Source organism: Pseudomonas sp. 9_2_1 (assembly GCF_059295275.1).
This window is the reverse complement of record NZ_CM181239.1, coordinates 5,778,961-5,800,080: the sequence shown is the minus strand read 5'-3', so window position 1 is coordinate 5,800,080 and position 21,120 is coordinate 5,778,961. Positions and strand designations below refer to the sequence as shown.

Here is a 21,120-nt window from a genome sequence, read left to right as displayed (position 1 = left end):
AGAAACGAAGTTTAGAGGAACAATCCTGGTCCGGGTCGCGTTCCTTCGGGGAATCTGACGCCTACTTTCTGGATCTTGTTCCCGTCCATGGTCGCCACGGTCCAGATCGTGCCATGCCAATCGACCTGGTCACCTACTACTGGAGCGCCTCCGACCTTCTGTCGGATGAACTGCGCCAGCGGCATTTTCGCGTCCAGGCCGTCGAGTTTCAGGCCGTACAACGCTGCCACCGCACCCAGTTCGGCATCGCCTTCGAGCACGAAATCGCCGAAGAAACGCAGGTCCAGGCCACGCTGTGGCGCCTGGCTGAACAGTTTGCCCAGGGCTGGCAGGTTGTGCTCGTGGCCGATCACGCAGAGCATGTCGCCCACTTCCAGCACGGTACTGCCCGAAGGGTGCAACAGTTGCTCGCCACGAAACAGCGCGGCGATGCGCGTGCCTTCGGGCATCTTCAGTTCGCGCAGGGCGGCGCCGATGCACCACTTTTCCGCGCCCAGGCGGTAGACGAACATTTCCCATTCGCTGGTGATGTGCACTTCCAGCGCGGAACGGGAGATCGGCGCCGGGTCTGGCGGTACCGTCACTTTCAACAGCTTGGCCATCCACGGCAGGCTGGTGCCCTGCACCAACAGCGACACCAGCACGATGAAGAAGGCCAGGTTGAAGAACAGCTGGGCGTCCGGCAGGCCGGCCATCAACGGGAACACCGCGAGGATGATCGGTACTGCGCCGCGCAGGCCAACCCAGGAAATGAAGCCTTTCTCACGGCCGTGGAAGGCCTTGAATGGCAGCAGCGCGGCGACCACCGACAGCGGCCGGGCGACCAGGATCATCCACAGGGCCAGGCCAAGCGCCGGCAGGGCGATGGGCAGCAGGTCGTGGGGCGTGACCAGCAGGCCCAGCACCAGGAACATGCCGATCTGGGCCAGCCAGGCCATGCCGTCGAGCATGTGCAAAATCCCGTGGCGGCTGCGGATCGGCTTGTTGCCCAGCACCAGGCCGCACAGGTACACGGCAAGGAAGCCGCTGCCGTGCAGGGCGTTGGTCAGCGAGAACACCACCAGGCCGCCGGCCACCACCAGAATGGGGTAAAGGCCGCCTGCCAGGTTGATGCGGTTGACCATTTGCAGCATCAACCAGCCACCCCCCAGGCCCAGCAGGCCACCGATACCGAACTCGCGCAGCAGGTGGCCCAGCAGGCCCCAGTGCAAGCCGGTCTGGCCGCTGGCGATCATGTCGATCAGGGTCACGGTAAGGAACACTGCCATCGGGTCGTTGCTGCCCGACTCGATCTCCAGGGTGGCAGTAACCCGCTCGTTCAGGCCCTTGCCGCCGAGCAGCGAAAACACAGCTGCGGCGTCGGTAGAGCCGACGATGGCGCCGATCAGCAGGCCCTGGATCAGGCTCAGGTTGAACAGCCAGGCCGCGACCAGGCCGGTGAGGGCCGTGGTGATCATCACGCCGACAGTGGCCAGCGACAGTGCCGGCCACAGCGCTACGCGAAAACTTGCCACCCGTGTGCGCAGGCCGCCGTCCAGCAGGATCACCGCCAGCGCCAGGTTGCCCACCAGGTAGGCGGTCGGGTAGTTGTTGAAGATGATGCCGCCACCGTCCACGCCGGCGACCATACCGACCGCGAGGATGATGACCAGGATAGGGATGCCCAGGCGCGACGACAGCGAACTGACCAGGATACTTGCGCCCACCAGCAATGCGCCGATCAGGAACAGGCTGTTGATGGTGCTTGCATCCAAAGGCAGGTACTCCGGGACAACGGGGAAAGGAACTCGATAGCATCTCGCTAGCAGGTCGCGTGCCAATCGATTCTAACCTGATGAATTGGCAGCATGTAAAGCGTTTCTGCAGATGTGCAAAAGGCACCGCGGAGGGTGCCTTTTGATGTGTCGCCTATGCGGGCCCTTTCGCGGGTGAACCCGCTCCCACAGGGTGGTGCTACTCATGTGGGAGCGGGTTCACCCGCGAAAGGGCCGGTGCAGGATCACGCCTGCTTCACTTCTCGCATCGGCTTGCCCTTCACCGGCGCGCCCTCAGCCTTGTAGTACTTGGCAGTGCTGCGCGGCAGCGGCTTGCGGTTGCGGATCTTGTCCGAGATTTTCTCGGCGATCATGATCGTGGTGGCGTTGAGGTTACCGGTGATGATGATCGGCATGATCGACGCATCGACCACACGCAGGCCCTTCATGCCGTGCACACGGCCTTCGCCATCGACCACCGCCATGTCGTCGGTGCCCATCTTGCACGAGCAGGACGGGTGGAACGCGGTTTCGGCGTGCTCGCGGATGAACTTGTCGAGCTGCTCATCGGTTTGCACATCCGGGCCCGGGCTGATCTCGCGGCCGCGGTACGGGTCCAGCGCCGGCTGGGCCATGATTTCACGGGTCAGGCGGATGCCGTCACGGAATTCCTGCCAGTCCTGCTCGGTAGCCATGTAGTTGAACAGGATGCTCGGGTGCTGGCGCGGGTCCTTCGACTTGGCCTGGATACGGCCGCGGCTTGGCGAACGCATCGAGCCCATGTGCGCCTGGAAGCCGTGCTCCTTGACGCCGTTGGAGCCGTTGTAATTGATCGCGACCGGCAGGAAATGGTACTGGATGTTCGGCCATTCGAATTCAGGCCGGGTGCGGATGAAACCACCGGCCTCGAACTGGTTGCTGGCGCCGATGCCGGTACCTTTGAACATCCACTCGGCACCGATGGCCGGCTGGTTCCACCACAGCAGCGACGGGTACAGCGACACCGGCTGGGTGCAGGCGTACTGCAGGTACAGCTCAAGGTGGTCCTGCAGGTTTTCGCCGACGCCCGGCAGGTCGTGGACCACGGGGATGTCGAGGCTTTCCAGCAGGGCGCGCGGGCCGACACCGGAGCGCTGCAGCAGCTGCGGCGACGCGATGGCGCCGGAGCTGACGATCACTTCCTTGCGGGCGCGGGCTTCAACACGTTCTTCGCTGTCGCCGACCAGGTAGGTCACGCCAATGGCGCGCTTGCCGTCGAACAGAACGCGGTCGCTGAGGGCGTGGGTGACGATGGTCAGGTTAGGGCGCTTCTTGGCCTGGTCCAGGTAGCCGCGGGCGGTGCTGGAACGGCGGCCGTTCTTGGTCACCGAACGGTCCATCGGGCCGAAACCTTCCTGCTGATAGCCGTTGAGGTCTTCGGTGCGCGGGTAACCGGCCTGTACACCGGCCTCGACCATGGCGTGGAACAGCGGGTTGTTGCCAGCTTTTGGCGTGGCGACGCTGACCGGGCCTTCGCCACCGTGGTACTCGTTCGGGCCGATATCGCGCGTTTCAGCTTTTCGGAAATAGGGCAGGCAGTCGAGGTAGGTCCAGTCCTCGAGACCTGGCAGTTCTGCCCAGCCGTCGAAGTCCATGGCGTTGCCGCGGATGTAGCACATGCCGTTGATCAGCGACGAACCACCCAGGCCCTTGCCGCGGCCACATTCCATGCGGCGGCCGTCCATGTACGGCTCCGGGTCGGTCTCGTAGGCCCAGTTGTAGCGGCGCCCCTGCAGCGGGAAGGCCAGGGCGGCCGGCATCTGGGTGCGGAAATCGAAGCGGTAGTCGGGGCCACCGGCTTCCAGCAACAGCACGGTGACGCCGGCGTCTTCGGTCAGGCGGGTTGCCAGGGTGTTACCGGCCGAGCCGGCACCGACGATGATGTAATCGAATTCTTGGGACATGAAAGTACCCTCGTGTTGGCGGTGATCAGGGAGCGGAAACGCCCGTGCACAGCGGCACGGGCGTGGCTAGACAAGGTTTAGAAAACCGAGTTGTAGCCGCCCAGCTCGACCTGGACCGACTTGATGCGAGTGTATTGAGCCAGCGAGCTGACGCCGTTCTCACGGCCGACGCCAGACTGCTTGTAGCCACCTACCGGCATTTCCGCCGGCGATTCACCCCAGGCGTTGATCCAGCAGATGCCGGCTTCCAGCTTGTGGATGATGCGGTGGGCGCGGGTGATGTCGTTGGTGCAGACACCGGCGGCCAGGCCGTACTCGGTATCGTTGGCGCGACGGATCACTTCTTCTTCGGTTTCGTAGGAGAGAATGCTCATCACCGGGCCGAAGATCTCTTCCTTGACGATGGTCATGTCGTCGGTGCAGTCGGTGAACACGGTCGGCGCGACGAAGGCGCCCTTGGCGAACTCACCTTCGGTCAGACGCTCGCCGCCGCACAGCACGCGGGCACCTTCTTCTTTACCCTTGGCGATGTAGCCCAGCACGCTTTCCATGTGCTGGAAGCTGACCAGCGGGCCGAAGTTGGTGTTCTCGTCTTCCGGGTTGCCGACACGGATGCGGGCAACGCGCTCGGCGATCTTGGCCTCGAAGGCTGCCTTCATTTCAGCCGGGATGAACACGCGGGTGCCGTTGGTGCACACCTGGCCCGAGCTGTAGAAGTTGGCCATCATGGCGATGTCGGCGGCCTTGTCCAGGTCGGCGTCGGCGCAGATGATCAGTGGCGACTTGCCGCCCAGTTCCATGGTGACTTCCTTGAGTGACGAGCTCGAGGCGCTGGCCATGACCTTCTTGCCGGTGGTGGTGCCGCCGGTGAAGGAAACCTTTTCGATGCGCGGGTGCTCGGTCAGCAAGGTGCCGACTTCACGGCCGCTGCCGGTGAGAACGTTGAACACGCCGTTCGGCAGGCCGGCTTCGGTGTAGATCTCGGCCAGTTTCAGGGTAGTCAGCGAGGTGACTTCCGACGGCTTGAAGATCATTGCGTTGCCGGCGGCCAGGGCCGGGGCGGATTTCCACAGGGCGATCTGGATCGGGTAGTTCCAGGCACCGATACCGGCAGTCACGCCCAGCGGCTCGCGGCGGGTGTAGACAAAGGACGATTCGCGCAGCGGGATCTGCTCGCCTTCGATGGCCGGTACCAGGCCAGCGTAGTACTCCAGCACGTCGGCGCCGGTGACGATGTCGACGTAGCGGGTTTCCGAGTACGACTTGCCGGTGTCCAGGGTTTCCAGCATGGCCAGTTCGTCGTTGCGCTCGCGCAGGATGTCGACGGCGCGGCGCAGGATGCGCGAACGCTGCATGGCGGTCATCGCAGCCCAGACCTTCTGGCCACGTTCGGCGCTTTCGACGGCTTTCTCGACGTCAGCCTCGGTGGCACGTTGCACGTGGGCGAGGACTTCGCCGGTCGCCGGGTTGATGGCTTCGAAGGTGGCATCGCTGCCAGCGTCGACGTAAGCGCCATCAATGTAGAGTTTTTGCGTTCCGAAACGGGCCATAGTGTCCTCGCAAGTGCAGTGTGTGGTTTGGCTTGCGCGTCACGCTCCTGCCGAGTTGGCAAGAGCCGTGCGTGCTTGATCAGCAGCCTGGTCATGGGTGCCCAGGGTGTGCTGTTTAGCCAGTTGTAGATCCATGTATTCGTAAGCAATCCGTATCGCCTGGTCGGTGTCGAATGCATCACCCGACAGGGCACCACGCAGCCACAGGCCATCAATGAGAGCCGCCAGGCCGCGGGCAGCCTTGCGCGCATGGTAAAGCGGCAGGGCGCGGCGGAACTGGCAGCACAGGTTGGAATACAAGCGGTGGTCGTTGATCCGCTGCAACCTGTGCAAATCGGGCTGGTGCATGCTGGAAGCCCAGAAGGCCAACCAGGTTTTCATCGCCGGGCCGTTCACCTGGCTGGCATCGAAGTTGCCCTCGATGATCACTTTCAGGTGGGCACGCGGGCTGTCGTCCGTCAGGGCCAGGCGGCGTGCCCGCACCCCTTCGTTGAGCATGCTCATGATGTAACCCATCGTCGCTGCGATCAGGCCGTTCTTGTCCCGAAAGTAGTGACTGATGATGCCGTTCGACACACCGGCCAAACGGGCAATCAGCGCAATGCTGGCGTCCCCCAGTCCGACCTGATCGACCGCCTGCAACGTGGCTTCGATCAACTGCTGGCGGCGGATGGGTTGCATACCGACCTTGGGCATCTTGCTATCTCCTCAGGCCTGCGAGCAGACGACGGGCGGCTGACTCGGCGAAGACCAGTCTATTTTGTTTTGATTGAACGTTCAATCAATAAAGAATAAGCTCTGCGACAATTTGTGCCATTGACACTCTTTCGAGCGGTCATCAGGGCACGGATTGACACCCCAGGAAATCGCGTAACCCCCGGAATACAAGGCGTTGACGGGCATGAGCGATGCGAAATGCAGATTCTGCCGTACGGTCTTGCGCCCTGCGACAGGCCCTTGGAGCGGGCGCGGTGATCTGTGACGAATGCGCGCACCCAAGCGGCGGCGTGGCATTTTTCAACGGGCCACCTGTCTGTTTTTTGCAACGTATCGATTCGGGATCGCGGTTTCCAGGGTGCTTTTATAACACCTGACGCAGTGGGGATATTCCACCAATTGCTCGGGAAAGACTGATTAGCCTCCACAGCCGTACTGCCCGGAGCATTCGTGCAATGAGTTCTGCCTCCCTTACCAAACCCCCCGCCGAGAGGGTACGGGTCAACCGCGTGGTGTTCTTCACCTCGGCGCTGATGATCCTCGTTCTGACTGCCTTGCTGATCGCTGTACCCGAAACCGCCGGCCAGGTGCTGGGCGTGGCCCAGAAGTGGCTGACGCGCACCTTTGGCTGGTACTACATGCTGGTCATCTGCGGCTACCTGGTGTTCGTCGTCTACCTGGCGTTTTCCGACTATGGCAGCCTCAAGCTGGGCGGCAAGGACGACCAGCCCGACTTCAGCTACGGCGCCTGGGCCGGCATGCTTTTCTCTTCGGGTATCGGTATCTCGCTGCTGTACTTTGGCGCCTCCGAGCCGCTGGACCACTATTTCAACCCGCCCGAAGGCACGCCTGCCAGCCTCGAGGCCGCGCGCCAGGGGCTGCAGCTGACCTTCCTGCACTGGGGCCTGCATGGCTGGGCGATCTACGCCCTGGTCGGCCTGGCCGTGGGTTACTTTGCCTACCGCCACAACCAGCCGTTGGCCTTGCGTTCGGCGCTTTACCCGCTGGTGGGGGAGCGTTGGGTCAAGGGCGCCGCCGGCAACGCGGTGGATATCTTCGGCATGTTCGTGACCTTGCTGGGATTGGTGACCAACCTGGGCATCGGCTCGATGCAGGTGTCCTCGGGCCTGGAATACCTGTTCGGCATGGACCACAGCAAGACCAACTTGCTGATGGTGATCCTGGTCATGGCCGGTGTGGCTACCGTGGCTGCGGTCTCGGGTGTGGAAAACGGCATCCGCCGCCTGTCCAACCTGAACATCATGCTATTCAGCGGTTTGCTGATCTTCGTCCTGCTGGGTGGCGAGACCCTGCACCTGCTCAATGGCCTGGTGCAGAACGTGGGGGATTACCTCAACGGCATCGTCCTGAAGACCTTCGACCTGTACGTGTATGAAGGGTCGGGCGACAAGTCCGAGCGCTGGCTGGGCCTGTGGACCGTGTTCTACTGGGCCTGGTGGATTTCCTGGGGCCCGTTTGTCGGCATGTTCATTGCCCGTATCTCCAAAGGCCGCACCGTGCGCCAGCTGGTAATGGGTGTGCTGCTGATCCCCCTGGGCTTCACCTTGGCCTGGCTGTCGATCTTCGGCAACACCGCGCTGGACCTGGTGATCAACCAGGGTGCTGTCGAGCTGGGCAAGACCGCGCTGGAGCAGCCGTCGATGTCGATCTACCAGCTGCTGGAATACTTCCCCGCGGCGAAGATCGTGATTGGTGTGGCAGTGTTCGTCGGCTTCGTGCTGTTCCTCACCCCGGCCGACTCCGGCGCGGTGATGATGGCCAACCTTTCGTGCAAGGGCGGCAAGGTCGACGAAGACGCCCCGCACTGGATGGTGGTGTTCTGGTCGGTCATCATCACCCTGGTCACCATTGGCCTGCTGTTCGCCGGCAACTTCGAAGCCATGCAGACCATGGTGGTGCTGGCCGGCTTGCCGTTCTCGGTGGTGCTGGTGCTGTTCATGTTCGGCCTGTACAAGGCCATGAAGCAGGACGTGGTCGTCGAGCAGGAGCGCGCCGAACTGGCCGCCCGTGGCCGTCGCGGCTTCAGCGAGCGCCTGGGCCAGCTGGAATTGCAGCCGACCCAGGCCGTGGTCCAGCGGTTCATGGACAAGCAGGTCAGCCCGGCGCTGAAAGAAGCCGCTGCGCAACTGCAGACCCTGGGCTTCGACGTGGAAACCCGGGTTGGCCAGTCGCGCAACATGATGGGCCTGCGGGTGATGATGGAAGAGGGCAACCCGTTCGTCTATGAAGTGAGCCTGGACGGCTACATGGCTGCGCCGAGCGAAGCGCCGGTCGAAGGCGAGCCGGAAGTGCGCCAGCGCTTCTACCGTGCCGAGGTGTACCTGCACGACGGCAGCCAGGAATACGACCTGATGGGCTTTGCGCCGGAGCAGATCGTACGCGATGTGCTGGACCAGTTCGAAAGCCACCGGCAGTTGCTGGGGCGTGTGTACAGCTGATACACAAACTGTAACGCCCAAGGCCTTGCTCGAGAGAGCAAGGCCTTTTTCATGTCTGAGCTTTATGTAGCGCGGGCACCGTGATTGCTTGCAGCAGCCTACCGGCTTTGCCATTGGAGGCCTGCTGCATGATCGCTCCCGACATTCCTACCTTCGACTTCAAACACGCTGCGGCCCTGCAGTTTGGTGATCGCCCGACGCTGCGACAGGTTGCCAGCGAGCAACTGCTCAAGGTGTTGCTGGCCGAACTGCCATGGCTGGCATTTGTCAGTCCTACCCTGATCAGCGCTGATCCGCTGATGCTCGATAGCCCGGAGCCCGACACGGACTATTGGACGACCCAGCCATTTGTCGACAGGGTGCTGCTGGCTCTGCTTGAACCACCGTCGCTGGATATCGAACCCGTCGACGGGCGTCACCATAATCTGGGGCTGTTGGCCACGCATCGCTTTGCCGGCTCAACCAGCGAGTTCGATACCCGCCAATTGAGCGGTGTGTCGAACGTGCTCGATAATCTTGTAAAACAGTTGCCTCAGCTTTTTTGTGAGGCGCAACTGGCCTGCTGGAGCGAGCAGGGGAGCGCTGGGGTAAGCCGCGATCTTTGGTTACAGCTGCTGCTGAAGTCCGCTCTACTGCGTGGCTTGCCGTTGCAGGCGCTGGATAAAAAGGAGCAAGCCTGCATTCGCGGCCTGATCCGTGGCGGGGCAGATCAGCCCTCGGTATGGTTGGTGAAAGCGACTTTGACCAGCGCTACGGTGACCACCGAGGAAACATTGTGCAATTTGCTGGTGACCGGCGAGTGGGACGAGCAGCAGGTGGTGCTTTGGTGTGCGCCGTCGGGTGTGGTGCGAAGCTTCGGGTCGTTGGGCGCATTCGGCCGCGCCCTGCGTGACGAGCTAGCGCAACGCTACAGCTTCGAGCAGCTGAGTTGGACTCGCTACGCGGCCGAAGGCAACATTTTTGCTCAGCAGGTTTCACTGTTGCTCGAAACCCTATTCAACAGGGTCGAGAGGTTAGCCTACCGGGGCATTACCGATGTGACGGAACTTGAGCAGCGCTTTGCCCAGTTGAGCGACCCGTCATCCTGGTTCATCAGCTATGCCGATGATACCGCTGCGGTACAGCCCCCCCCCGGCTGGCGCAGAAGCACGGCTGAAAACAGCTTTGCCTGCCACGCCGGCTTGTTGCAACTTGCGCTCGACCAGCTCGATTCGGACGGTGTTGCAGCCTTGGATGGCGTCCAGACATTGAATGAATACGCCCGCGAGCAACTCGTTGAACAGATACACGCTGACTACAGTGACGACAGCTCGCCCGACGATTTGCTGTTGGACCTGTACCTGGCGCGTGGGGAGCCTGGCGGGCCGGCAGCAGGTGCGGGTGGCGGCGAGCCACTGGTATTCGTCGGCAGCAAGAGCCTTACTGAGTTCGCCATTGGCAATCTTGTCTCCCTGAAGGGCGCGGCTATCGAAAAGGTTCGCCGCCGAGACGGCAGTGAGGCGCCGCCGTGGCTGGACGCCGAAGCAGCCAGGCGACTGGTCACTCAGGTAGACATCGGTGGCCGTTATCCGGCCTATGTTGCAGGCCAACTTGATGACAGTGGCCGGCGGCCTGAACGGATAAGGCGCTTTGCAAGAGAGTGGCGCAGCGCGCTGCTACAGAGTGCCATCACTGCCAAGCTCGATGGCAAGGTGAAGGAGGGCGGGTTGCAATGCGTTGTCGACTATTGCGCAGGACATGTAGACCCAGACACCCCGCGGATGATGCTGATTCCCCTGGCGTTCAGGCGTAGCCAGCACTCGCGTCAAAGTGATCCGGTTCATTGCATGTATATGTTGTTTTGCGCCGAGCCTTCTTTGGTACTGCTTTATCGGCCCTTGTTCAGGCAAGACACGCTTCGCGAGTATGCAAGCCTTCCCGCGGTGCTTGAACATGTGCGCGAATCCCGGCTGTTGCAGGCCGGCATCCTCGACTGGATGGACCCCGCCGTGCGCAGCGTCTACGACAACGGCGGTTTCAGTGAACCGCATGTCACTGCCATCGGCATCGACCCCTATGCGCTGCCAGAGCGCCCAGAGCCCGTTGAACTGGCGATTGAGTTCTGGCGGAATAATGTGGATGAAAGGCTTTACGCAGCTAACCGCGACGTCTTGTTGATGCTGGCGGACCAGCAGTCGGTGTCCAACGCAGAGAGCCGCTGGCAAACCCTGTGCGAAGGTGCATGGCTGTTGTTCGATGTGGCGACATTGCTGGTTTGCGGGCCGGTGGCCAGCGTGGCCTGGTTGGTACAATCGCTGAGCGCCTTGCAAGCGGACCTTCAGGCGCTTGAGCAAGGAAATGACTTTGAGCGGTCTGCTGCAATTGCCGACCTGTTGCTGAACATGGGCATGACCCTTTTGCATGCTCATCATCCGAAGCTGGAGGTTACCCCTGAGAGCGGGTTGCCTGATGCCTCGGCGTTCGAATGCCCTCCGCCACAGAGCGGAGCGTTTTCGGAGCTAGCGGTGAAGCCAGTTCAAAGCGCTGAAAACGCTGGCGAGGTTTTGCCCGCCTATTTCGGGCAATACACAGACTTTTCATTCCGAGGCCGCCAGGGGTTCAACTCGTTGCCCCTGCGTCAGAGGGAAAAGCTGCTGGCCATGCGTTCAAGCGTGTCACTCAACGGAGTCAAACCTCATACCGTGGGTGATGCGGCTGGCCTGTACCAGATGGGTGACAGCTACTATGCAAGCCTTGCCGGTGAGGTATATCGCGTAGAGCTTTCGAGCATCGGCGCGCGTGTGGTTGATGCTCAGGGCCGCTACGGGGCATGGCTGATTCCTTTCGATGGCGTTTGGCGAGTGAATGCGGGCATGGGTATCGGGGGGATGGAGGCTAGCGCCCTGAGCCTGAATATCAGCAAGCGCTTCAAGAAGCTGTCGTCCTCGGCCAGCGCGCTCGAAGTGCAGGCCCGCAGTCTGAGAACCGAATTCGCCACGCTGGGCAAGAGCATCATTGCGCAGCGGGATAAACTTTCAAAACTCCAAGGGATCAGGGCGGGTGCTCAGGCGAAAGTGGATGAGCAACCCCAGGGCAGTAATACTGCCGCTGCGCGGGCGGCCATAAGCCAATACGACGAGCGCATTGCGCAATGGCAAGCGGACCTTTTGAACCTGCGCAAAGAAACGGTCGCCAAGCTCGAGCAGGTACTGCACAAGGAAGAGCAACTGTTGCCGCTACTGACCGCCATGCAGGAGGCGAAGTACGCCACTGAGCGCGCAGCAGGGCATTGGGGAACGATCGTGCCGGAGACCGAGGTTGCGCTCAGGGTCCGGCTGATCCGCGACAGCCACTTCGTCTTCCGCGAGCTACAGACGTTGGCAGAAATCAGGGAGCTCAGCGAATTACAGGAGCGTCTGATAGCCGCCACGGGAGACGAAATCATCGAAGTCTATTTGCTGTGGCGGAGCAAACTCGAGGTGCTGGCAGGGTTCAAGGACCGTATGCTTCTGGCGTACGAACGTCTGGACAATCTCTTGGCCAATGCTTCTGATGAGCTCCAGATCAACGGTCTATTGGGCGGGGAGACGTTGACCGTCAGGCAAATGATCTCCTTGCGCAATGTCTCTACAGTTCAGTTGCGCTTCAATCAGATAATTACCCTGGCTGACCTGTCACTGCATGATGATGTTGCTGGTGTGGGAGAGACGCTTGCTACCTACAGAAGCGAACTCAAAGGTTCGTCACTGCGCAACGCTGCAGGCGCGCATGGCGTACTCGATTTTGTCAACCTGTCGGCTGAAGACCGCATTGGTATCCTGCAGGAAGCGTGGGACGAATACTCGGCGGCAATACTCAACAGTAGCAGCATCCTGACGGCCGGAGGGCAACACATAGAACCCGCCATGCTTGAGCGATATCGAGCACATGTCGAGAAGCTCAAACTGGATGCTGGCCGTCGTCTGGTCGAAGCCGTTCAGGAGCAGGAGGGGTCTGCAGCCACTGGCACGCGAGCGCCTTACAGTGCCTCCAGCGACCAGCACCGGGTGGTACGCAACAACCAGGGGCAGTTGCTGATCGGTACTGAAGTCGAGCAGGACGGGCAGCGTATCGTCGAAATTCGCGAGTCCTTTTCCAACGAAGTCCTGGCCACATTCGACTGGGTAGACGGCCAATGGCGGCAACGACAAGCGCAGCCGATTCCATCGCCCGGGCCCGCCCCTTCAACGGATCTGGCAATGCGCGTACAAGCGCTGCTGGACGAAAATGCCGTTATCGAGAGCAAGGCCAAAGCCTATGTCGCCAACGACATCAAGGCGGGCTTGCTCGCTCAACTATTCGATGGGCAGCTCGAGAAGCTCGACCGGGTGGTGGCCGACTTGCGTGAAGAAGGCTCTGGCGACGCTTTGGTCAGGCAACTGGAAAGCGCTGCGGATCGGCTTCGGTCGGACAAAAACCTGCAACTGACGACGCTTTATACCGGCACACACTACCCCTCTGCCCAGGCATTGCAGTTCCTGCATCAGCAGGGGCTGATCAAGGTCGAATACATCGCAAGAAAGACGATGCACGACGGCAGCACGTTCGACGAGTACAAGATCATGCGCTTGACCAAACCCGGCGATTCTCAGGGCCGGAATCTGTGGGCCGCGCATTTTCATTTTCTGGCTGCTGATGCCTTTGCCGAGGAATTTACTCACGGTCACCTGAAGACGTGGCGCCAGCGCAGCATGAGCAACCGCGCGGAATCTGCTGCGGGTGAGCGGGTGCACCGCGGCAGGTTGACCCTGGAGCAGGCCAGGGGAATCATTCCTTTCGTTTGAGCAGACAAGCCGTTCAGCGGTTGCTGTAGCGGCCATGCTTACCATGCGCCGGCATGGCCTGATTGCTTCGCTCGGCGATCATCTGGTGCAGTGTGACCAGGGTGATGCCTTGGCTTTTCAAGTGTGGCAGCTCGCGTGCCAGTACCTCGAGCGTCTGTGGATACGGGTGTCCGATCAGCACCGCCGAGCCTTGCTTGCGCGCCAGGGCAATGCCCTGCTGCAGCTGCCCGGTAATCGCCTCGGTGGTGCGTACGTCGTCCAGAAACACATCGCGCGAGACATGCGCCAACCCTTGCGCTTGTGCCTCGGCGGCCGCCACCGTGGCGGCGCTGGTGCGGCTGTCGACGAAGAACAGGTGACGTTGCTGCAACTGGGCCATCAGCCAGGCCATCGGCGCGCGCTGTGCGGTCATGCGGCTGCCCATGTGGTTGTTGATGCCTGCAGCGTAGGGGACCTTGAGCAGCGCGGCCTCCAGGCGCCTGGCCAGTTCCTCGATGGGCAGGCCCGGGTGCCAGGCGTACGGCCCGGTGGCCGGGTCCATGGGCATGTGCAGAATCACCGTCTTGCCGGCCTTGTGCGCCTGGCGGGCGAAGTCGCTGGCGTGGGGGGTGTCGGGCATGATCGCCATGGTTACCGGGCCGGGCAGGGCAAGGGTGCGGCGGTCACGCTCGGGGCTTTGGCCGAGGTCGTCGATGATGATGCTCATGTACGCCTTGCCCGCCGGTGCCGCTTGCGCGACACCGGCGACCAGGCAGAACAGCAGGCACAGCAGATAACGCATGGGCTGGATCATTTACCCGAGGTAATGTTCAGGCCCTTGAGCAGGCTCAGTGCCTGGCTCAGCTGGAAGTCGTCATCCTGCGGGCGCTCCTTGCGTTTGCTGCTGCCGGTCGGGCGGTCGGCGCCGCCGTTGCCGTTGCCAAGGTGGCCCTGAAGATCGGCTTCCTTGAAGTTGTCGGTGTCGATTTCGGCGGTGAGCTTGGCCGGGCGCACTTCAATGTCGGGGACAATGCCCTGGGCCTGGATCGAGCGGCCGTTGGGGGTGTAGTACAGCGCGGTGGTCAGCTTCAGGGCACGGTCGTTGGCCAGCGGCAGCACGGTCTGCACCGAGCCTTTGCCGAAGCTGTCGGTACCCATCAGCACGGCGCGCTTCTGGTCCTGCAGGGCCCCGGCGACAATTTCCGAGGCCGAAGCGCTGCCGCCGTTGATCAGCACCACCAGCGGCACGCCTTCGCTGGCGTCGGCCGGGTCGGCCGAGAAGCGCAGCTCGGAGTTGGCGATGCGGCCCTTGGTATAGACGATCAGGCCCTTGGTCAGGAAGTGGTCGGCCACTTCTACCGCCGACTGCAGCACGCCGCCCGGGTTGTTGCGCAGGTCCAGCACCACGCCGCGCAACTTCTTGCCGTTGTCCTTGCGCATCTTGGCCAGGGCCTTGCCGACTTCGTCGCCGGTCTTGACCTGGAACTGGGTGATGCGGATGTAGCCGTAGTCGTTCTCCAGCAGCTGGCTTTTCACGCTCTTGACCTGGATGACCGCGCGGGCCAGGGTGACATCGAACGGGTTACCGCCGTCGCGTACCAGGGTCAGGGTGATTTTTTCGCCGATCTTGCCGCGCATCTTGTCGACAGCTTCGGTCATGGTCTGGCCGCGGGTCGGGGCGCCGTTGATCTTGACGATCAGGTCGCCCGCCTGCACACCGGCACGCGAGGCCGGGGTGTCATCGATCGGCGACACCACCTTGATGAAGCCGTCTTCCTGGCCCACTTCGATGCCCAGCCCGCCGAACTCGCCGCTGGTGCTTTCCTGCAGCTCCTGAAAGTCCTCGGGGCCGAGGTAGGCCGAGTGCGGGTCGAGGTTGCTGAGCATGCCCTTGATGGCGTTTTCCAGCAGGGTCTTGTCGTCCACCGGCTCGACATAGGCCGCCTTGATACGGTCCATCACCTCGGCGAAGGTGCGCAATTCTTCGAGCGGCAGCGGTGCCTTGGCAGTCACCTCGGTGGCCGGTACGGCTGCCGCCGGAGCAGGCTGGGCCTTTTCCGCAGCAATGGCCAGGGGCGCGCCGACCGCCAGGGCGATGGACAGGGCCAGCTGGGTGAGACGAGGCGAGTGCAGCATGTCGAACGAACTCCTGATCCTGTAAGCGCTCCCTGCGGAGCATCGGTGCAGCCCTCAGGCTACCCCGTATAAATGTGACTAGCCCCGGCACCACTGCGAAGGGTCGGTAGGCCGGCCCTGCTGGCGGATGGCGAAGTACAAGCCTGCCGTGTCCTGGCCACCGCTGTCGCCAACGGTGGAAATGGCTTCACCGGCCTTGACGATATCACCGGCGCTCTTCAGCAGGCTCTGGTTGTGGCCGTACAGGCTCAGGTAACCGTTGCCATGGTCGAGAATGACCAGAAGCCCCGCGCCGCGCAACCAGTCAGCGAAGACCACCCGCCCGCCGTGCACGGCCCGCACCTGGGTGCCTGGGTTGGCGCTGATCATCACCCCGTCCCACTTGGCGCGTGCATCGCTGCCGCGGGCATCACCGAAGCGTGCCAGCAATCGACCATTGACTGGCCACGGAAGTTTGCCCCGTGCGGCAGAAAAAGCTCCGCCATAGCTGGCGCTGTCGCTGGAAACCATCGGGCCGAGGGTGGTGCGGGCCTTTTTCGGCGGCTCCACGGGTTCGCGGGCCTGGTCGCGGGCAGCGGCGGCGGCCAGGGCTTCCTGTTGGCGGCGTTTTTCGGCTTCCTGCTGGGCCAGCAGGGCTTTCTGGCGTGCTTCTTCGGCCTCGCGGGCCTGGCGCGCCAGTGTTTCCTCAATGGTCTTGAGGACTTTGGCCAGGTCGGCCTGGTCTTGCTCGCGCGCCTGCAGCTTCTGGTCGCGGTCTTTGACGTCGCTGTTGAGCTTGGCCAGCACCTGCTGGCGCTTGCCGCGCTCGGCTTCCAGGGCCTGGCGGCGGCTGTCGAGGTCGGCACGCTGGGCCAGCAGTTGTTCCTGCTGGCTGGAGATTTCCTGCTCGACGTTGGCCAGCTGGCGCAAGGTCTCGTTGAAGGTGCGCAGTTGCTCCAGGCGCGCCTTGCTCAGGTAGTCGTAGTAGGTGAGGGTGCGGGCGAACTTTTCCGGGTTCTGCTGGTTGAGCAGCAGCTTGAGGTATTCCTCACGGCCGTTGTTCTGATAGGCCGAACGGGCCTGGATGGCGATCAGCCGCTGTTGTTCAACGCGGGCGCTCTGGAGTTTTTTTTTCTCGGTATCAAGGCGCTCCAGCTCGCCCTCGGTCTTTTTTAGTTCTTGTTGCAGGGCCTCCACCTGCTTTTCCAGCTTGCCGATATCGGTCTCGGTAGTCTTGAGGTCCTTTTGCACACCGGCCTTTTCTTCCTGGAGCTTGCCCAGCGTCTTCTTGAGCTCGGCAATATCCTGGCGGGTGGCGTCCAGTTGCTGCTGGGTCTGCGCACGCTCGTCGGCGAAGGCCGGGCTGAGCAGGCATGACAGGGCTAGGAGAATCAGGGCGCGAAGCATGGGGTTTGGCGTACCAGGGATGGAGACTGGCCTAGTATGCCCGCCTGGGCAGGCAAAAAAAACGCCTCGCTGCGGGTGCAGGGGGGCGTTTGTCTGGAATTCATGTGCAAAGGGGCTGCTTTGCAGCCCAATCACCGGCAAACCAGCTCCCACAAAATCACCACAAGCCTTGAAATTGTGTACGTTACCTGTGGGAGCTGGCTTGCCGGCGATGGGCCGCAGCGCGGCCCCCTACTCAGAATCAAGCGTCGATCAGGATCGAAGTACCGGTCATTTCCGCCGGCTTTTCCAGCCCCAGCAGCTTCAGCATGGTCGGCGCGACATCAGCCAACACCCCGCCGTCACGTACCTTGACGTTACGCTTGCCCACATAGATGAACGGCACGGGCTCGGTCGTGTGCGCGGTGTGCGCCTGACCGGTGCATTCGTCTTCCATCTGCTCGACGTTGCCATGGTCGGCGGTAATCAGCGCTTCGCCGTCCACTTTGGCCAAGGCCTCGACAATGCGCCCGACGCAGGTGTCCAGCGCTTCAACCGCCTTGACCGCGGCTGCGAACACGCCGGTGTGGCCGACCATGTCGCCATTGGCGTAGTTGACCACGATCACGTCGTAACGCTGCTGCTCGATGGCTTCGACAATGCGGTCGGTCACTTCAGGTGCATTCATTTCCGGTTGCAGGTCATAGGTGGCGACCTTCGGCGACGGGATCAGGATGCGCTCTTCGCCTTCGAATGGCTCTTCACGGCCACCGGAGAAGAAGAATGTCACGTGTGCGTACTTTTCGGTCTCGGCAATGCGCAGCTGGGTCTTGCCGTTTTTCGCCAGGTACTCGCCCAGCACGTTGTCCAGGCTGGCCGGGGCGAAGGCGGCAGGGGCCGCGATTTTGGCCGAGTACTGAGTCAGGCCGATGTAGGCCGCCAGTTTTGGCAGGCGGGTACGGGGGAATTCGTTGAAGTCGGGCTCGACGAAGGCGCGCGACAGCTCGCGAGCACGGTCGGCGCGGAAGTTCATGAAGATCACGGCATCGCCGTCTTCCACCTTGACCGCTTCGCCGATACGCGTGGCCTTGACGAACTCGTCGCTCTCGTCACGGGCGTAGGCGGCTTCCAGGCCTGCCTGGGCGGTGTCGGCGCTGTACTCGGCGGTGCTGTCGACGATCAGGTTGTAGGCGGCGCTGACGCGGTCCCAGCGGTTGTCGCGGTCCATGGCGAAGTAGCGGCCGATGATGCTGGCGATGCGGCCCTTGCCCAGCTTGGCAAAGGTGGCGTCGAGCAGTTCGATGGACGATTGTGCGCTGCGTGGCGGGGTGTCGCGGCCATCGAGGAAGGCGTGCAGGTAGATCTTTTCCGCGCCGCGCTGCGCGGCCAGCTCGGCCATGGCCACCAGGTGGTCCTGGTGGCTGTGCACGCCGCCATCGGACAGCAGGCCAAGGATATGCACAGCCTTGCCGGCACTGGCTGCCTTGTCCACGGCGCCGGTGAGCACCGGGTTGTGGAAGAACTCGCCGTCGCGGATGGCCTTGGTCACCCGGGTGAAGTCCTGATAGACGACGCGCCCTGCACCGAGGTTCATGTGACCGACTTCGGAGTTGCCCATCTGCCCGTCCGGCAGGCCGACATCCATGCCTGAACCAGAAATGAGGCCGTGCGGCTGGTTGGCGCGCAGGCGGTCATAGACCGGGGTATTGGCGGCAAAGATGGCGTTGTGTTCGGGGATTTCACTGTGGCCGAAGCCGTCCAGGATAATCAGGACCAGGGGTTTGGGCGTACTCGTCATCAATCAAACTCACGGTTGTTCAAAGATGATAAAGAAACGCATTTTAGGGCAAATACGCCACCCACGGCGAATATTCGTCCCATTCCCCCGACCGGCGCACCCGTGGTAGCAACATGAAGGTTGGTTTTCCCGCCGGCCCGTCGGGCTTTGGTGGCACCATGGGGCTGTGTATACTGGCCGGCATTTTCAATCGCCTGGAACACCGCTGATGGTTGCTCACCTGATTCAATTCGCGACAGATCACTACATCCTGGTTGCGATCTTCCTCATTCTGCTGGTCCTGCTGCTTATCAATGAAATCCGTCGTGGCGGCCAGAGCCTGAGCAATGGCCAGCTGACTGCCCTGGTCAACGCTGACAAGGCCCTGGTGATCGACATTCGCCCGGCCAAGGAATATTCCGCCGGTCACATCGTCGGTGCGGTGAACATCCCGCAGGACAAGCTTGCCGCCCGCATGAGCGAGCTGGAAAAGCACAAAGAGAAGACCCTGATCATCGTCGATGCGATGGGCCAGCAGTCCGGCACGCATTGCCGCGAGCTGCTAAAAGCCGGTTACAACGCCGCCAAACTGAGCGGTGGCGTTTCCAGCTGGAAAGCCGATAACCTGCCCCTGGTGAAGTGATATGAAGCCTGTCATCGTCTATTCCAGCGACTACTGCCCCTACTGCATGCGCGCCAAGTACCTGCTCGAGAGCAAGGGCGTGGCCTTCGAGGAAATCAAGGTCGACGGCAAGCCGCAGGTTCGCGCCGAGATGAGCCAGAAGGCCGGCCGTACATCGGTACCGCAGATCTGGATCGGCAGCACTCATGTCGGTGGATGCGATGACCTCTATGCCCTGGAGCGCGCCGGCAAGCTCGACGCGCTGCTGGCGGCCTGATTTGCACTGCATTCAAAAACATTAGGATAAGGATCTGCCATGACTGACCAACAGACCAACGGCGCTGCTGCAGAAGACAACAGCCCGCAGTTCTCCATGCAGCGTATCTATGTGCGCGATCTGTCGTTCGAGGCCCCGAAAAGCCCGCAGATCTTCCGCCAGACCTGGGAACCGAGCGTTGCGCTGGACCTGAACACCAAGCAGAAAGCCCTGGAAGGTGACTTCCACGAAGTGGTGCTGACCCTGTCGGTTACCGTCAAGAACGGTGACGAAGTGGCCTTCATCGCTGAAGTGCAGCAGGCTGGCATCTTCCTGATCGCCAACCTCGATGCAGCTTCGATGAGCCACACCCTGGGCGCGTTCTGCCCCAACATCCTGTTCCCTTACGCCCGTGAGACCCTGGACAGCCTGGTGACCCGCGGTTCGTTCCCGGCCCTGATGCTGTCGCCGGTCAACTTCGACGCCCTGTACGCGCAAGAAATGCAGCGCATGCAGGAAGCTGGCGAAGCGCCGACTGTGCAGTAATCGCTGGCTCTATCAAGAAAGCGCCTTTCGGGGCGCTTTTTTGTTGCCTGTACCGGCCCTGTCGCCGGCAAGCCAGCTACCACAGGTACTGCACAGGACCTGAGCTGTATGCGGTCCCTGTGGGAGCTGGCTTGCCGGCGACAGGGCCGGTACAGGCAGTTCATCAGCTCCCGGCAAACCCGTTCTGCCGCCACGCCTCATACACCGTCACCGCCACGGTATTGGACAGGTTCAGGCTGCGGCACCCTGGTCGCATCGGCAGGCGCAGGCGTTGCTCGGCCGGCAAACTGTCCAGCACGTCGGCCGGCAAGCCACGGCTCTCCGGCCCGAACAGGAACGCGTCGCCCGGCTGGTAGGCCACTTCGTGGAACGAGTGCGAGCCCTTGGTGGTAAAGGCGAACAACCGTGGGTTGCCCAGGCTTGCCAGGCATCCGGCCAGGCTCTCGTGGCGCTTGAGCGTGGCATACTCGTGGTAGTCCAGCCCCGCACGCCGCAGGCGCTTGTCATCCAGTTCGAAGCTGATGGGCTCGATCAGGTGCAGCTCGCAGCCGCTGTTGGCACACAGGCGAATGATATTGCCGGTATTCGGCGGAATTTCTGGTTGAAAAAGGATGACGTGAAACATGCACGGCTCCAAGCGTGAAGATGACGGGCATTCTACCCCTGAACCGGACGTGCGTTCGAAGGCGTTCCCGCGGGTGATGCTGTCGTTGGCGATTGTCGGCTTGATGGTCGGGCTGATGATCGGCCGCCTGACCGCGCCAGAGGAGCGCGAACTGCAGCAGGTGGAGGTGGTCCAGGACGGCCTGGAACTGTGGTTCAACGCAGAACCCAAACTGCATGGCGAGAATGTGGAAGGCACCGTTGCGCTGTTGTTCCAGGCCGAGGGCAAGGTCCAGCAGGGGCAACTTAGCTTGCAGGGCAAGCCCGTCAGCTGGCGGGTACAGCGGAGCAAGGAAGGGTTGTTGCTGACGGTGGTGGCCGCGCGCCCCCTGCACGGCGAGTGGGCCGGTGCAGAGGACGATGGGCGTTGGCGGGTGCAGGTGAAGCTGCACGAATAAAAGAGGGGATGTCCCGGCCTGCCTGTACCAGGGTCCCCAAAACGGGCGGTGTTGCGAATAAAAGAGGGGTCACCCGGCCTGCCTGTACCAGGGCCCCCGAAACTGGTGATGCGATAGCTATTGCAGGGGGCGTGCCAGTTTTGCAAAGCCCGT

General features: G+C 62.1%; 15 protein-coding genes. 6 read left to right on the top strand and 9 right to left on the bottom strand.

Translation table 11 applies throughout. The annotated features are described in order from the left end of the window. Positions 1–11 precede the first annotated feature (11 nt). From AC5O5I_RS26280 to betI, 4 genes are all read right to left on the bottom strand, one after another. Complete coding sequence (locus AC5O5I_RS26280; RefSeq protein WP_172219781.1) at positions 12–1,754, bottom strand: potassium/proton antiporter; 1,743 nt, start codon at positions 1,752–1,754, stop codon at positions 12–14. A 245-nt stretch (positions 1,755–1,999) separates the two neighbouring features. After that, the gene (betA, locus tag AC5O5I_RS26275) at positions 2,000–3,697 is read right to left on the bottom strand and encodes a choline dehydrogenase (RefSeq protein WP_172219795.1); all 1,698 of its coding nucleotides are present in this window, start codon (positions 3,695–3,697) and stop codon (positions 2,000–2,002) included. Between the two features lie 77 nt (positions 3,698–3,774). Continuing rightward, the gene (gene betB, locus AC5O5I_RS26270; protein WP_172219798.1) at positions 3,775–5,247 is read right to left on the bottom strand and encodes a betaine-aldehyde dehydrogenase; all 1,473 of its coding nucleotides are present in this window, start codon (positions 5,245–5,247) and stop codon (positions 3,775–3,777) included. 39 nt (positions 5,248–5,286) lie between these two features. Continuing rightward, complete coding sequence (gene betI, locus AC5O5I_RS26265; RefSeq protein ID WP_172219801.1) at positions 5,287–5,943, bottom strand: transcriptional regulator BetI; 657 nt, start codon at positions 5,941–5,943, stop codon at positions 5,287–5,289. Positions 5,944–6,419: 476 nt separating this feature from the next. On the opposite strand from betI, the gene AC5O5I_RS26260 reads away from it, so the two are divergent. Both AC5O5I_RS26260 and AC5O5I_RS26255 read left to right on the top strand, forming a co-directional pair. Next, positions 6,420–8,423 (top strand): BCCT family transporter, encoded by a 2,004-nt coding sequence (locus AC5O5I_RS26260; protein WP_218584433.1) that lies wholly within the window; start codon positions 6,420–6,422, stop codon positions 8,421–8,423. A 128-nt stretch (positions 8,424–8,551) separates the two neighbouring features. Beyond that, positions 8,552–13,225: a dermonecrotic toxin domain-containing protein gene (locus tag AC5O5I_RS26255; RefSeq protein WP_494511787.1), complete on the top strand. Its 4,674-nt coding sequence runs from the start codon at positions 8,552–8,554 to the stop codon at positions 13,223–13,225. 13 nt (positions 13,226–13,238) lie between these two features. Here AC5O5I_RS26255 and AC5O5I_RS26250 read toward each other — a convergent pair whose 3' ends face one another. From AC5O5I_RS26250 to gpmI, 4 genes are all read right to left on the bottom strand, one after another. Further along, entirely contained in the window at positions 13,239–14,006 is a 768-nt protein-coding gene (locus AC5O5I_RS26250; RefSeq protein WP_172219810.1) for a divergent polysaccharide deacetylase family protein, read from the bottom strand. A gap of 8 nt (positions 14,007–14,014) precedes the next feature. Continuing rightward, positions 14,015–15,340 carry a S41 family peptidase gene (locus AC5O5I_RS26245; RefSeq protein ID WP_172219813.1) on the bottom strand — a complete coding sequence of 442 codons (1,326 nt, stop codon included), beginning with the start codon at positions 15,338–15,340 and terminating at the stop codon, positions 14,015–14,017. Positions 15,341–15,418: 78 nt separating this feature from the next. Continuing rightward, positions 15,419–16,726, bottom strand: coding sequence for a murein hydrolase activator EnvC family protein (locus tag AC5O5I_RS26240; protein ID WP_172219816.1), 1,308 nt, complete (start codon positions 16,724–16,726; stop codon positions 15,419–15,421). Positions 16,727–16,967: 241 nt separating this feature from the next. Continuing rightward, positions 16,968–18,503: a 2,3-bisphosphoglycerate-independent phosphoglycerate mutase gene (gene gpmI, locus AC5O5I_RS26235; protein WP_172219819.1), complete on the bottom strand. Its 1,536-nt coding sequence runs from the start codon at positions 18,501–18,503 to the stop codon at positions 16,968–16,970. A 208-nt stretch (positions 18,504–18,711) separates the two neighbouring features. Here gpmI and AC5O5I_RS26230 point away from each other — a divergent pair, with 208 nt between their 5' ends. Genes AC5O5I_RS26230 through secB form a run of 3 tightly spaced genes read left to right on the top strand, consistent with a single transcriptional unit; the run spans position 18,712 to position 19,906 of the window. Beyond that, on the top strand, positions 18,712–19,125 hold the full coding sequence (locus tag AC5O5I_RS26230; RefSeq protein ID WP_172219822.1) for a rhodanese-like domain-containing protein: 414 nt from the start codon (positions 18,712–18,714) through the stop codon (positions 19,123–19,125). Between the two features lies 1 nt (position 19,126). Beyond that, the gene (gene grxC, locus AC5O5I_RS26225) at positions 19,127–19,381 is read left to right on the top strand and encodes a glutaredoxin 3 (RefSeq protein ID WP_003249204.1); all 255 of its coding nucleotides are present in this window, start codon (positions 19,127–19,129) and stop codon (positions 19,379–19,381) included. A gap of 39 nt (positions 19,382–19,420) precedes the next feature. Further along, positions 19,421–19,906, top strand: coding sequence for a protein-export chaperone SecB (secB, locus tag AC5O5I_RS26220; protein WP_172219825.1), 486 nt, complete (start codon positions 19,421–19,423; stop codon positions 19,904–19,906). Between the two features lie 163 nt (positions 19,907–20,069). On the opposite strand, the gene trmL is transcribed toward secB, so the two are convergent. Next, the gene (gene trmL / locus AC5O5I_RS26215) at positions 20,070–20,531 is read right to left on the bottom strand and encodes a tRNA (uridine(34)/cytosine(34)/5-carboxymethylaminomethyluridine(34)-2'-O)-methyltransferase TrmL (RefSeq protein WP_172219828.1); all 462 of its coding nucleotides are present in this window, start codon (positions 20,529–20,531) and stop codon (positions 20,070–20,072) included. On the opposite strand from trmL, the gene AC5O5I_RS26210 reads away from it, so the two are divergent. Further along, the gene (locus AC5O5I_RS26210; protein WP_172286636.1) at positions 20,530–20,967 is read left to right on the top strand and encodes a hypothetical protein; all 438 of its coding nucleotides are present in this window, start codon (positions 20,530–20,532) and stop codon (positions 20,965–20,967) included. The genes trmL and AC5O5I_RS26210 overlap by 2 nt on opposite strands. Positions 20,968–21,120: the final 153 nt, after the last annotated feature.

What these genes read in the sequence shown, in the direction of transcription:
- AC5O5I_RS26245 (WP_172219813.1), bottom strand. Translation starts at nt 15,340, where the DNA reads ATGCTGCACTCGCCTCGTCTCACCCAGCTGGCCCTGTCCATCGCCCTG.
- secB (WP_172219825.1), top strand. Translation starts at nt 19,421, where the DNA reads ATGACTGACCAACAGACCAACGGCGCTGCTGCAGAAGACAACAGCCCG.
- betI (WP_172219801.1), bottom strand. Translation starts at nt 5,943, where the DNA reads ATGCCCAAGGTCGGTATGCAACCCATCCGCCGCCAGCAGTTGATCGAA.
- AC5O5I_RS26230 (WP_172219822.1), top strand. Translation starts at nt 18,712, where the DNA reads ATGGTTGCTCACCTGATTCAATTCGCGACAGATCACTACATCCTGGTT.
- betA (WP_172219795.1), bottom strand. Translation starts at nt 3,697, where the DNA reads ATGTCCCAAGAATTCGATTACATCATCGTCGGTGCCGGCTCGGCCGGT.
- AC5O5I_RS26260 (WP_218584433.1), top strand. Translation starts at nt 6,420, where the DNA reads ATGAGTTCTGCCTCCCTTACCAAACCCCCCGCCGAGAGGGTACGGGTC.
- AC5O5I_RS26240 (WP_172219816.1), bottom strand. Translation starts at nt 16,726, where the DNA reads ATGCTTCGCGCCCTGATTCTCCTAGCCCTGTCATGCCTGCTCAGCCCG.
- AC5O5I_RS26255 (WP_494511787.1), top strand. Translation starts at nt 8,552, where the DNA reads ATGATCGCTCCCGACATTCCTACCTTCGACTTCAAACACGCTGCGGCC.
- AC5O5I_RS26210 (WP_172286636.1), top strand. Translation starts at nt 20,530, where the DNA reads ATGCACGGCTCCAAGCGTGAAGATGACGGGCATTCTACCCCTGAACCG.
- AC5O5I_RS26250 (WP_172219810.1), bottom strand. Translation starts at nt 14,006, where the DNA reads ATGCGTTATCTGCTGTGCCTGCTGTTCTGCCTGGTCGCCGGTGTCGCG.
- betB (WP_172219798.1), bottom strand. Translation starts at nt 5,247, where the DNA reads ATGGCCCGTTTCGGAACGCAAAAACTCTACATTGATGGCGCTTACGTC.
- trmL (WP_172219828.1), bottom strand. Translation starts at nt 20,531, where the DNA reads ATGTTTCACGTCATCCTTTTTCAACCAGAAATTCCGCCGAATACCGGC.
- gpmI (WP_172219819.1), bottom strand. Translation starts at nt 18,503, where the DNA reads ATGACGAGTACGCCCAAACCCCTGGTCCTGATTATCCTGGACGGCTTC.
- grxC (WP_003249204.1), top strand. Translation starts at nt 19,127, where the DNA reads ATGAAGCCTGTCATCGTCTATTCCAGCGACTACTGCCCCTACTGCATG.